This window comes from Pseudomonas oleovorans subsp. oleovorans (genome assembly GCF_002197815.1).
GTDB lineage: Bacteria > Pseudomonadota > Gammaproteobacteria > Pseudomonadales > Pseudomonadaceae > Aquipseudomonas > Aquipseudomonas oleovorans.
Genome location: NZ_NIUB01000017.1, coordinates 36,732 through 49,390, shown reverse-complemented (window position 1 = coordinate 49,390; position 12,659 = coordinate 36,732). Strand labels below are relative to the sequence as shown.

Sequence of the window (12,659 nt, the reverse complement as noted above, 5' to 3'; positions counted from 1 at the left end):
TTGGCTCCAATCTGCCGGAGCCCTCGATTTCCATGCGTGGAGCCGATATCACCCAGTAGTCCCTGTTCACTGTCGCCAAGCTCGATGACTTCGTGCCGGTGAATCATCCCCTGCGCGCTATCCGCAAGCTGGCCAACACCGCTCTGCAACGGATGAGTGCCCTGTTCGACACCTTATATGCCGACACCGGCCGCACCTCGATTGCCCCGGAGAAGCTGATGCGGGCGCAATTGCTGCAGCTGCTCTACTCGCTGCGCAGCGAGCGCATGCTCATGGAGCAACTGGGCTACAACCTGCTTTTTCGCTGGTTCGTCGGCCTGGCCATTGACGACCCGGTGTGGGATCACTCGGTGTTCTCGAAGAACCGTGACCGCCTCAATGCTCACCGTGGCCGCCGAGTTTCTGAGCGAAGTGGTGCGCCTGGCCGAGAAGCAGGGACTGATGTCGGATGAGCACTTCTCGGTCGACGGCACCCTGCTGCAGGCGTGGGCCTCACAGAAGAGCTTCCGCCCCAAGGACGACTCTCCGGATGACCAGGAGCCCGGGCCGCGCAATGCCCAGCCGGACTTCAAAGGGCAGAAACGCAGCAACGACACCCACGCCTCGACCAGCGATCCGGATGCCCGGCTATACCGCAAGAGCCACAACACCGGCGCGCAGCTGAGCTACATGGGGCATGTGCTGATGGAGCATCGCAGCGGCCTGGTGCGCAGTGCCCATGTCAGTTTGGCCGGCGGCCGTAGCGAACGTGAAGCCGCACTGGCGAAGCGGCCTTCCGTTATCGCCTGCTGGGCGCGGTGCAGCGACTCCAGGGCATAGGCGTCCTGCTCCTCACGACTGAAGCGATACTGCTGCGCACAATCCTCGGCGAAGGTGCCCATCAGCCGGCCGCGCTCGAAGGCGTCCTCCAGGCCGTCGAGGAACATGTGGTCGGGCACCTGACCATGGCCCATGCGATAACCACCACGGGCACGCGTCAGCAGATACGGCGCGTTGGACATGCTCTCCATGCCGCCGGCCACCAGCACTTCGCTGCTACCGGCCAGCAACTGGTCATGGCCGAGCATCAGCGCCTGCATGCCGGAGCCACACATCTTGTTCAGCGTGGTGCACTGCACCGCCTGGCTCAACCCTGCGCCCAACGCCGCCTGGCGCGCCGGTGCCTGGCCCTGGCCGGCCTGCAACACGCAGCCCATCAGCACCGTGTCCACCGCCTCGGCCGCAAGCCCGGCGCGCTCCGGGTCGAGCGGATGGCGGCGGCGCCCAGTTCGGCGGCGCCTAGGGTCTGTCGCCGAGAAAACCACCCATGGGGTGCGGGCGGCGCTGACGATGACAATGGGATCGAGTTGCTGATTCATGAGTTTCACCTTCAATTGCGTACCCCGGATGCACTCCGGGAAATTTCTGCTGGGGCGCCCCGAATGAAATCCTGGCCCCCTCTCTGAGCGTAGGAGCGGCTTCAGCCGCGAATCGAGATGCCATGACTTTCGCGGCTGAAGCCGCTCCTACAAAGGCCACGACCGCCCCAAAAGCATTCTGGTTACTTAGCCGCCATGCGCAGCGCGCCATCGAGACGGATCGCTTCACCGTTGAGCATCGGGTTCTCGACGATATGCCGCACCAGCGCGGCGTATTCGTCGGGCCGACCCAGTCGCGGCGGGAACGGCACGTTGGCCGCCATCGAATCACGCACCTCCTGCGGCATACCGGCCATCATCGGCGTCTCGAACACGCCGGGGGCAATGCACATCACACGGATGCCCGAGCGCGCCAGATCACGCGCCGCCGGCAGCGTCAGTGCCGCGACGCCGCCCTTGGACGCAGCGTAAGCGACTTGGCCCATCTGCCCGTCAAACGCCGCCACCGAGGCGGTATTGATGATGACCCCACGCTCGCCGCCTGCGTTCGGCGTGTTCTGCGCCATGGCCTCGGCTGCCAGGCGCAACAGGTTGAAGCTGCCGATCAGATTGATCTCGACGGTACGGCGGAAACTGTCCAGGCCATGTGCGCCGAACGCCGCCAACGCCTGTGCCACGGCGGCCTGGCCATCCTCTTCGCGGGTGATATCGGCACATACGAAACGGGCGTTGCCGCCCAGCTCGACGAGGGCCTGCTGGCCCGCTTCTACGTTGATATCCAGCAGCACCACCTTGCCACCGCATCCGACCAGCTCACGGGCTGTTGCCAGGCCAAGACCAGAGGCGCCGCCGCAGATCAGGAATACGGATTCGTCGATACGCATGCTCAACCTCTGTGATTGTTGTGGAGTGAGATTGACAGGCAGATTTGCACAGGCTTACGTTAACGTAAAGGTAAACGAGCAATGACCATGGCAACCACTTACTCCATCTCCGATCTGGCCCGCGAGCTCGACATCACCACCCGCGCCATCCGCTTCTACGAGGAGCAAGGCATGCTCGCGCCGGAGCGGCGCGGTCAGGAGCGCGTTTACAGCGCCAAGGACAAGGTGACGCTGAAACTCATCCTGCGCGGCAAGCGCATCGGCTTCTCACTGGCTGAATGCCGCGAGCTGATCGAGCTCTACGACCCGGAAACCGGCAGCCGTAAACAGCTGGAGACCTTCATGGGCAAGATCGCCGAGCGCCGTCTGCAGCTTGAGCAACAGTTACTGGATATCCAGCAGATGCAGCTGGAACTGGATACCGCCGAGGAGCGCTGTCTCGCTGCCTTGGCCGAAACGACCGCGTAATCACCTCCACGACAAGAACAACAGCAGGTGACCCCATGAGCTACCCCACCCTCAATTTCGGCCTCGGCGAAACCCTCGACATGCTGCGCGACTCGGTCCATCAGTTCGCCCAGAACGAGCTGGCGCCACGTGCCGCGCAGATCGACCGTGACAACGAATTCCCCATGGACATGTGGCGCAAGTTCGGCGACATGGGCCTGCTCGGCATGACGGTCAAGGAAGAGTATGGCGGCACCAACATGGGCTACCTGGCGCATGTGCTGGCCATGGAAGAGATCAGCCGCGCCTCGGCCTCGGTTGGCCTGTCCTACGGCGCGCATTCGAACCTGTGCGTCAACCAGATTCACAAGAACGGCAGCGAGGCGCAGAAGCAGAAGTACTTGCCCAAACTGTGCTCCGGCGAGCATATCGGCGCCCTGGCCATGAGCGAGCCCAACGCCGGCTCCGACGTGGTGTCGATGAAGCTGCGCGCCGAAAAACGCGGCGACCGCTACGTGCTCAACGGCAACAAGATGTGGATTACCAATGGCCCGGACGCCCACACCTACGTGATCTACGCCAAGACCGACATCAACGCCGGCTCGCGTGGCATGACTGCCTTCATCGTCGAGCGCGACTTCAAGGGTTTCTCCCGCCACCAGAAGCTGGACAAGCTGGGCATGCGCGGCTCCAACACCTGCGAGCTGGTGTTCGAAGACTGCGAAGTGCCGGAAGAGAACATCTTAGGCAGCGAGGGCGGTGGCGTACGCGTGCTGATGAGCGGCCTGGACTACGAGCGCACCGTGCTCTCCGGCGGTCCGACCGGGATCATGAGCGCCTGCATGGACGTGGTGCTGCCCTACGTGCACGAGCGTCAGCAGTTCAAGCAGTCCATCGGAGAATTTCAGCTGGTGCAGGGCAAGCTGGCCGACATGTACGCCGGCATGAATGCCTCCAAGTCCTACCTGTACAACGTGGCCAAGGCCTGCGACCGCGGCGAGGAATCGCGCAAGGACGCCGCCGCGGTGATCCTCTATACCGCCGAGATGGCCACCAAGATGGCCCTGGATACCATCCAGCTGCTGGGCGGCAACGGCTACACCAATGAATACCCGGCCGGCCGCCTACTGCGCGACGCCAAGCTCTACGAGATCGGCGCCGGCACCAGCGAGATCCGTCGTATGCTGATCGGCCGTGAGCTGTTCAACGAGACCAAGTGATCCCTTCTCCCGCTGGGAGAAGGTGCCCGAAGGGCGGATGAGGGGCTTTCCCCTCACCCCACCCCTCTCCCGGAGGGAGAGGGAGCCAAGCGAAGAGGCATCCATGCCCATCCTGCATACCCAGATCAACACCCGCTCCCCCGAGTTCGCCAACAATCAGGCGGCCATGCTCGCCCAGGTGAACGAACTGCGCGCCCTGCTCGCCCGCGTCCATGAAGGCGGCGGCGCCAAGGCGCAGGAGCGCCACACCTCGCGCGGTAAATTGCTGCCGCGCGAACGCATCAACCGCCTGCTCGATCCCGGCTCGCCCTTCCTCGAGATCGGCCAGCTCGCCGCCCATGAGGTCTACGGCGAAGACGTGCCCGCCGCAGGGGTGATCGCCGGTATCGGTCGTGTCGAAGGTGTCGAATGCATGATCGTGGCCAACGACGCCACGGTTAAAGGCGGCAGCTACTACCCGCTGACGGTGAAGAAGCACCTGCGCGCCCAGGCCATCGCCCGCGAAAACCGCCTGCCGTGCATCTACCTGGTGGACTCCGGCGGCGCCAACCTGCCGCGCCAGGACGAGGTGTTCCCGGATCGCGAACACTTCGGGCGGATCTTCTTCAACCAGGCCAATATGAGCGCGCTGGGCATTGCGCAGATCGCCGTGGTGATGGGCTCCTGCACCGCCGGTGGCGCCTACGTGCCGGCCATGAGCGACGAGACCATCATGGTGCGCAAACAGGCGACCATCTTCCTCGCCGGCCCGCCGCTGGTGAAGGCCGCCACGGGTGAAGAAGTCAGCGCTGAGGAACTGGGCGGTGCCGATGTGCACTGCAAGACCAGCGGCGTGGCCGACCACTATGCAGAGGACGACGAACACGCCCTGGCCCTGGCCCGACGCAGCATCAGCAATTTGAACTGGCGCAAGCTCGGCCAACTCGACAGCCGCGCGCCCATCCCCCCGCGCTATGCCGCCGAGGAGCTGTACGGGGTGATCCCGGCCGACGCCAAGCAGCCCTTCGATGTACGCGAGGTGATCGCGCGTATCGTCGACGACTCGCAGCTGGATGAGTTCAAGGCGCTGTTCGGCACCACCCTGGTGTGCGGCTTCGCCCGCATCAACGGCTATCCGGTGGCGATCCTGGCGAACAACGGCATCCTCTTTGCCGAGGCTGCGCAGAAAGGCGCGCACTTCGTCGAACTGGCCTGCCAACGTGGCATTCCGCTGCTGTTCCTGCAGAACATCACCGGCTTTATGGTCGGGCAAAAATATGAAGCCGGGGGAATTGCGAAACATGGCGCCAAGCTGGTCACCGCCGTGGCCTGCGCCCAGGTGCCGAAATTCACCGTGATCATTGGCGGCAGCTTCGGCGCCGGTAACTACGGCATGTGCGGCCGTGCCTACGACCCACGCTTTTTGTGGATGTGGCCCAACGCGCGGATCGGTGTGATGGGCGCGCAGCAGGCCGCAGGCGTGCTGGTGCAGGTCAAGCGCGAACAGGCGCAGCGTGCTGGCCAGCCCTACTCCGACGAAGACGAGCAGCGTTTGAAGCAGCCCATCGTCGAGCAGTACGAGCAGCAGGCGCACGCCTTCTATTCCAGCGCCCGGCTGTGGGACGACGGCGTGATCGATCCGGCGCAGACCCGCGAGCTGCTGGCCCTGGCGCTGTCGGCCAGCCTCAACGCGCCCATCGAGCCGACCCGTTTCGGTGTGTTCCGGATGTAACACCAGTCTGTAGGAGCCCGCTTGCGGGCGATCAAAAGCATCGCCGGCAAGCCGGCTCCTACACCAGAGTTCTGAGAGCGACAGACATGACCGAATTCACCACCATCGAGCTTGAAAAAGACCCACGCGGCTTCGCCACCCTGTGGCTGAATCGCCCGGAGAAGAACAACGCCTTCAACGCCGAGATGATCCGCGAGCTGATCCTCGCCCTCGATGCCGTCGGTGAAGACAAAAGCCTGCGTTTTCTCCTGCTGCGTGGCCGTGGCAAGCACTTCTGCGCCGGCGCCGACCTGGCCTGGATGCAACAGGCCGCCGGCCTGGACTACAACGCCAACCTGGGCGATGCCCGCGAACTGGCCGAGCTGATGTACAACCTGCACGGCCTGAAGATCCCGACCCTGGCCGTGGTGCAAGGCGCCGCCTTCGGTGGTGCAGTGGGTCTGGCCAGTTGCTGTGACATGGCCATCGGTGCCGAGGACGCCCTGTTCTCGCTGTCCGAGGTGCGCATCGGCCTGGCCCCGGCGGTGATCAGCCCCTTCGTCGTGCAGGCCATTGGCGAGCGCGCCGCCAAGCGCTACGCGCTCACCGCCGAGCGTTTCGACGGCAAGCGTGCCCGCGAACTGGGCCTGCTCGCCGAATGCTTCCCGGCCGATGAGCTGGACGCTCAGGTCGAAGCCTGGGTCGCCAACCTGCTGCAAAACAGCCCGCAAGCCATGCGCGCCAGCAAGGATCTGCTGCGCGAAGTCGGCAGCGGCGACCTGACCCCAGCCCTGCGCCGCTACACCGAGAACGCCATCGCCCGCCTGCGCGTCAGCGCCGAGGGTCAGGAAGGCCTGCGTGCGTTCCTGGAAAAACGCCAACCCACCTGGCAGGAGCAATGACATGATCGACACCCTGCTGGTCGCCAACCGTGGCGAGATCGCCTGCCGTGTGATGCGTACGGCCAAGGCCATGGGCATTCGTACCGTCGCCGTGCACAGCGCCATCGATGCCAATGCACGGCATGTGCGCGAAGCCGACATGGCGGTGAATCTCGGCGGCGCCAAGCCTGGCGAAAGCTACCTGCTGATCGACAAGATCATCGCTGCCGCCAAGGCCAGCGGCGCGCAGGCCATTCACCCCGGCTACGGTTTTCTCTCGGAGAACGCCGGCTTCGCCCGCGCCATCGAACAGGTCGGATTGATTTTCCTCGGCCCACCCGCCTCTGCTATCGAAGCCATGGGCAGCAAGTCGGCGGCCAAGTCGCTGATGGAGGCTGCCGGCGTGCCGCTGGTGCCCGGCTACCACGGTGAAAAGCAGGATCTTGATACCTTCCGCGAGGCCGCCAAACGCATCGGCTACCCGGTGCTATTCAAGGCCGCTGCCGGCGGCGGTGGCAAAGGCATGAAGGTCGCCGAGTCAGAGGTGCAGTTCGCCGAGACGCTGGAATCCGCGCAGCGCGAAGCGCAGTCAGCCTTCGGCGACTCGCGCATGCTGGTGGAAAAATACGTACTCAAGCCGCGCCATGTGGAGATTCAGGTGTTCGCCGACCAGCACGGCAACTGCCTGTACCTCAACGAGCGGGACTGCTCGATCCAGCGCCGCCACCAGAAGGTGGTGGAGGAAGCGCCCGCCCCCGGCCTGTCCGCCGAACTGCGCCGCGCCATGGGCGAGGCGGCGGTCAAGGCGGCGCAGGCCATCGGCTACGTCGGCGCCGGCACGGTGGAATTTCTGCTGGATGAGCGCGGCGACTTCTTCTTCATGGAGATGAACACCCGCCTGCAGGTCGAGCACCCGGTCACCGAAGCCATCACCGGCCTCGACCTGGTGGCCTGGCAGATTCGCGTTGCTCGTGGCGAGCCACTACCCATCAGCCAAGCGCAGATGCCGCTGAACGGCCACGCCATCGAGGTACGGCTGTACGCCGAAGACCCGGATCACGATTTTCTCCCCGCTACCGGCACCCTGGCGCTGTACCGCGAAGCTGCCAGTGGCGATGGGCGCCGTATCGACAGCGGCGTGGCCGAGGGCGACAGCGTCTCGCCCTTCTACGATCCCATGCTGGGCAAGCTGATCGCCTGGGGCGAGAAGCGCGAGCAGGCGCGCCTGCGCCTGCTCGCCATGCTCGGCGACACCCTGGTCGGCGGTGTGAAGACCAACCTGGCGTTCCTGCGCCGCATCCTCGCCCATCCGGCTTTCGCCGCGTGCGAGCTGGATACGGGCTTTATCCCGCGCCATCAGCAGCAGTTGCTGCCTGCACCGAGCGAGTTGCCGGAGGCCTTCTGGCAACTGGCAGCCGATGCCTGGGTACAGAGCGAGGCGCCGCTAGAGCGCGACGACGACCCGCATTCGCCCTGGGCGACCCGCAGTGGCTGGCGCGCCGGTGGCGTGACGGAAATCGAGCTGCACCTGAGCAGTCAGGGCGAGAGCCGCAAGGTGCGCGCGAACAACCGGGCGTGCTTGCAGGGCGAAGAGCTGCTGGCGGAGATCGACGGCACACGCCAGCGTCTACGCGCCATTCGCCGTGGCGAAACCCTCTACCTGCAATGGCGCGGTGAACTGCACGCGATCACCCGCTTCGACCCCATCGCGGCCGTTGAAGCCAGCCACGCCCAGCATGGTGGCTTGAGCGCGCCCATGAACGGCAGCATTGTCCGTGTACTGGTCGAACCCGGCCAGACGGTCGAGGCTGGCGCAGCCCTGGTGGTACTGGAGGCGATGAAGATGGAGCACAGCATCCGCGCGCCGCAAGCCGGGACGGTCAAGGCGCTGTACTGCCGCGAAGGGGAAATGGTCAGCGAAGGTGCAGTGCTGGTGGAGCTCGAACCCTAGGGCGGGCCAGGCGCCAATCCGTTTCGGCCAACCGACTCAGCTCTGCGTAGGGCGGGTGCAACCCGCCAGATCGTGTTGGCGGGTTACACCCGCCCTACGATTTCTTGCCGCAGACGGTGCGCACGGCGCACCCTACGATGAATACGAGGACAACCGATGAACCTGCCCAAATCCGTACGCCTGGTCGAAGTCGGCCCGCGCGACGGCCTGCAGAACGAGAAGCAACCGATCAGCGTCGCCGACAAGGTACGCCTGGTGGACGATCTGACAGCAGCCGGTCTGAGCTATATCGAGGTAGGTAGCTTCGTCTCGCCCAAATGGGTACCGCAGATGGCTGGCTCCGCCGAGGTGTTCGCCGGCATTCAGCGCCAGCCGGGCGTCACCTACGCCGCCCTGACGCCCAATCTGAAAGGCCTCGAAGCCGCGCTGGAGGTAAAGGTCGAGGAAGTGGCGGTGTTCGCCGCCGCCAGCGAGGCCTTCTCGCAGAAGAACATCAACTGCTCCATCGCCGGCAGCCTGGCGCGCTTCGTACCGCTGATGGAGGCGGCGAAGGCGACGAACGTGCGCGTGCGCGGCTACGTTTCCTGCGTACTGGGCTGCCCCTACGATGGCGAAATCGCGCCCGAGCAGGTCGCCAGCGTCGCCCGCGAGCTTTACGCCATGGGCTGCTACGAGGTGTCGCTGGGCGACACTATCGGCACAGGCACCGCCGGCAAGACGCGCTCGATGCTCGAGGTGGTCGCTCGCGACATACCGCGCGACAGGCTCGCCGGGCATTTCCACGACACCTATGGCCAGGCCCTGGCCAACATCTACGCCAGCCTGCTCGAAGGCATCAATGTGTTCGACAGCTCGGTGGCCGGCCTGGGCGGTTGTCCCTACGCCAAGGGCGCCACCGGCAACGTTGCCACCGAAGACGTGCTCTACCTGCTGCAGGGCCAGGGTATCGAAACCGGCGTGGACATGGATAAGCTGATCGCCGCGGGTCAACGCATCTGTGAGGTACTGGGCAAGGCCAATGGCTCGCGGGTGGCGCGTGCTCGCCTGAGCCGATAGATGTCATCGCCTTCTGCACTGTAGGAGCGGATTCATCCGCGATTTTCGCGGCTAAAGCCGTTCCTACAAGGGGCTGCAGCGTATCGCCCCGTCGTTTTATCCAAAGCTTCAGAACCATGAAAAGGTCGGTGCGATAGCAGCAAAGGTCGTCTGAGTTAAAGGTCAAATGCCCCGCACGCACTAAGCTGAAGTCTAGGGACAAGCACGGCGAGGACTGAGCCATGCAGCACCCGCTATGGACACCTTCGCCCGCACGTATCGCCGCCAGCCGAATGGGCGCCTTCCGCTGCTTCGTCAACCAGCGCCATGGGCTGCAACTGGCCGACTACCCTACCCTGCATGCCTGGAGCATCGAACAGCGCGAAGCCTTCTGGCAGGCCATCGTCGATTTCTTCGACATCCGCTTGCATACTCCCGCCGACTGCGTGCTGCGCGAAGGCCCGGCGATGCCAGATGCGCAGTGGTTTCCCGGCGCCACGCTGAATTTCGCCGAACACCTGCTGCGCCGCCGTGACGGTCACCCGGCGCTGGTGGCCATCGCCGAGGACGGCAGCCGCGAGCAGCTCAGTCACGCACAACTGGCCGCCCATGTCGCCGGCCTGCAAAGAGCCCTGCGCGAGGCCGGCGTAGGCATCGGCGACCGCGTCGCGGCCTTCATGCCCAATACCTGGCAGACCGTGGTCGGCATGCTCGCCAGCGCCAGCCTGGGCGCCACCTGGTCGAGTTGCTCGCCGGACTTCGGTACCCAGGGCGTGATCGACCGCTTCGGCCAGATCGAGCCCAAGGTGCTGATCGCTGCCGCCGGCTACCGTTACGCCGGCAAGGCCATCGATCTAACCGACAAAATCAATGAAATTCTCGCGCAACTACCCAGCCTGGAGCGCCTGGTGATCGTGCCCTACACACGCCATGAGGCCAGCCCTGCAGATTACAAGTCAGTTGCTCCAGTGGCCCTGTGGCAGGACTTCTACCAACCCGGCGGCGCGCCGCAGTTCACCCCGGTGCCGTTCGATCAGCCGCTGTATATCCTCTACTCCAGCGGCACCACCGGTGTGCCCGAGTGCATCGTCCATGGTGTTGGCGGCACCCTCTTGCAGCACCTCAAGGAACTGGGGCTGCACACCGATCTGGGCGCCAGCGACACCCTGTTCTACTACACCACCTGCGGCTGGATGATGTGGAACTGGCAGGTAGCAGGCCTGGCCTTGGGCGCCACCCTGGTGCTCTACGACGGCTCGCCCATGCATCCTGTCCCCGCGCGCCTGATCGACCTGATCGATGCCGAGAACATCTCGGTGTTCGGCACCAGCGCCAAGTTCATCGCTGCGCTGGAGAAAGCCGGCGTCAAGCCTCGCGAAAGCCATAAACTGCACAGCCTCAAAACCATCCTCTCCACCGGCTCGCCACTGGCCCACGAGAGCTTCGAGTACATCTACCGCGATGTGAAACGCGACCTGTGCCTGTCATCGATCTCAGGCGGTACCGACATCGTCTCCTGCTTCGCCCTGGGCAACCCGATTCTGCCGGTCTGGCGCGGCGAGCTGCAGTGCAAGGGCCTGGGGATGGACGTGCAGGTGTGGGACGAAGACGGCCACCCGCTGAGCAGCGGCAAGGGCGAACTGGTCTGTGCTCGGCACTTCCCCTCGATGCCTGTGGGATTCTGGAACGACGCTGACGGCGAAAAATTCCGCGCCGCCTATTTCGCCTCCTTCCCCGGCGTCTGGGCCCACGGCGATTATGCCGAGGAAACCGCTCATGGCGGCCTGGTCATCCACGGCCGCTCCGACGCCGTGCTCAACCCGGGTGGCGTACGCATCGGCACCGCAGAGATCTATCGCCAAGTGGAAAAGGTGCCGCAGGTGCTGGAGTCCATCGTCATTGGCCAGGATTGGCAGGGCGATGTGCGCGTGGTGCTGTTCGTACGTCTGCGTGATGGCGTGACGCTGGACGACACCCTGCGCGAAGAGATTCGCCGAGTGATCCGCGCCAACACCACGCCGCGACACGTGCCGGCGAAAATCATCCAGGTCGCCGATATCCCGCGCACCCTCAGCGGCAAGATCGTCGAGCTCGCAGTACGCAACATCGTCCACGGCCGCCCGGTGAAGAACACCGATGCCTTGGCAAACCCACAAGCGCTGGAGCTGTATCGCAGCCTGGCAGAACTGCGAAACGAGTCGTAGCCAAAAGCCACCAGTCAGAAAAATCACTATACTGACGCCATTTTTTCGTCTTCACAGCAGCTGAGCCCTGGCCAAGGCCAACTCGGCAAATGGTAAGGTGGCGGCATGAACATCATCCAGCGCAACAACGTTCAACGCTTGAAAGCGGAAACGGCCGATGCCCCGACGCTCATCTACAGCCACGGCTTCGGTTGCAATCAGGAGATGTGGAGCAAGGTCACGCCAGCCTTCAGCCAGCACTGGCACCAGGTGCTGTTTGACTATGTCGGCAGCGGCCGCTCCGATGCCAGCGCCTTCCACCCTGCCCGCTATGCCCAGCTGGAGGGTTACGTAGAAGACCTTCTGGAAGTATGCGACGCGCTCGAACTCTCGGGTGATCTGACCTTTGTTGGCCACTCGATCAGTTGCAGCATCGGTATTCTCGCCGCCATCAGGCGCCCCGCGCTGTTCTCCCGGCTGATTCTTCTCGGCCCTTCCCCCTGTTTTCTCAACGATCCACCCGACTATCGGGGCGGGTTCGAACGCAGTGACCTGGAGGGGCTGCTGGATCTGATGGCTCATAACTATCTGGGCTGGGCTCAGCAATTCGCACCACTGGTATCAGCCGACGAAACTCCCGCAGTCACCCGGCAGCTCTCCGACAGCTTCTGCTCGACCGACCCAATCATGGCCCATGCCTTCGCTCAAGCCACCTTCTTTTCCGATATCCGCCCGGCGCTACAGTCGTGTCCTTCGCCCAGCCTGATCCTGCACCACCAGCGTGATGCACTGGTTCCCACATCAGTTGCCGACTATCTGCATAGCGCACTCACGGGCAGCACCCTGGAAACGCTGGACGTCAGCGGCCATTGCGCGCACATGAGCCATCCTGAACTGGTGAGCGCCGCCATGCATCGCTACCTGCAGGGAGCACGCACACGTGTTCTATCTTGATCACCTACCCGGCCCGGTACTGGTCACTGACTGCAACGGCCGAATCAAGCACTCCA

At 64.3% G+C, this 12,659-nt stretch carries 10 protein-coding genes and 1 pseudogene; 9 read left to right on the top strand and 2 right to left on the bottom strand.

Annotated features, from left to right (window positions below):
* Positions 1 to 62: 62 nt before the first annotated feature.
* A pseudogene (locus tag PSOLE_RS12010) lies at positions 63 to 762 on the top strand (IS5 family transposase); the annotation flags it as partial.
* On the opposite strand, the gene PSOLE_RS12005 reads toward PSOLE_RS12010, so the two are convergent.
* Positions 666 to 1,358, bottom strand: a complete 693-nt coding sequence (locus PSOLE_RS12005; RefSeq protein ID WP_003461351.1) for a thiolase family protein — start codon at positions 1,356 to 1,358, stop codon at positions 666 to 668. The pseudogene PSOLE_RS12010 and the gene PSOLE_RS12005 overlap by 97 nt on opposite strands.
* A 182-nt stretch (positions 1,359 to 1,540) precedes the next feature.
* Positions 1,541 to 2,242, bottom strand: coding sequence for an SDR family NAD(P)-dependent oxidoreductase (locus PSOLE_RS12000; RefSeq protein ID WP_003461350.1), 702 nt, complete (start codon positions 2,240 to 2,242; stop codon positions 1,541 to 1,543).
* An 87-nt stretch (positions 2,243 to 2,329) separates the two neighbouring features.
* Here PSOLE_RS12000 and PSOLE_RS11995 point away from each other — a divergent pair, with 87 nt between their 5' ends.
* From PSOLE_RS11995 to PSOLE_RS11960, 8 genes are all read left to right on the top strand, one after another.
* Entirely contained in the window at positions 2,330 to 2,710 is a 381-nt protein-coding gene (locus PSOLE_RS11995) for a MerR family transcriptional regulator (RefSeq protein WP_017676704.1), read from the top strand.
* Between the two features lie 35 nt (positions 2,711 to 2,745).
* Complete coding sequence (locus PSOLE_RS11990) at positions 2,746 to 3,909, top strand: isovaleryl-CoA dehydrogenase (RefSeq protein WP_074855996.1); 1,164 nt, start codon at positions 2,746 to 2,748, stop codon at positions 3,907 to 3,909.
* Between the two features lie 103 nt (positions 3,910 to 4,012).
* A complete protein-coding gene (locus tag PSOLE_RS11985; protein ID WP_074855994.1) occupies positions 4,013 to 5,620 on the top strand; it encodes a carboxyl transferase domain-containing protein in 1,608 nt (535 codons plus the stop codon).
* A gap of 86 nt (positions 5,621 to 5,706) precedes the next feature.
* Positions 5,707 to 6,501 (top strand): gamma-carboxygeranoyl-CoA hydratase, encoded by a 795-nt coding sequence (locus PSOLE_RS11980; protein WP_074855992.1) that lies wholly within the window; start codon positions 5,707 to 5,709, stop codon positions 6,499 to 6,501.
* Between the two features lies 1 nt (position 6,502).
* Positions 6,503 to 8,431: an acetyl/propionyl/methylcrotonyl-CoA carboxylase subunit alpha gene (locus PSOLE_RS11975; protein WP_074855989.1), complete on the top strand. Its 1,929-nt coding sequence runs from the start codon at positions 6,503 to 6,505 to the stop codon at positions 8,429 to 8,431.
* A gap of 156 nt (positions 8,432 to 8,587) precedes the next feature.
* Positions 8,588 to 9,487 carry a hydroxymethylglutaryl-CoA lyase gene (locus PSOLE_RS11970; protein WP_003461343.1) on the top strand — a complete coding sequence of 300 codons (900 nt, stop codon included), beginning with the start codon at positions 8,588 to 8,590 and terminating at the stop codon, positions 9,485 to 9,487.
* A gap of 221 nt (positions 9,488 to 9,708) precedes the next feature.
* A complete protein-coding gene (locus PSOLE_RS11965) occupies positions 9,709 to 11,670 on the top strand; it encodes an acetoacetate--CoA ligase (protein ID WP_074855987.1) in 1,962 nt (653 codons plus the stop codon).
* Between the two features lie 105 nt (positions 11,671 to 11,775).
* Entirely contained in the window at positions 11,776 to 12,603 is an 828-nt protein-coding gene (locus PSOLE_RS11960; protein WP_074855984.1) for an alpha/beta fold hydrolase, read from the top strand.
* Positions 12,604 to 12,659 lie beyond the last annotated feature (56 nt).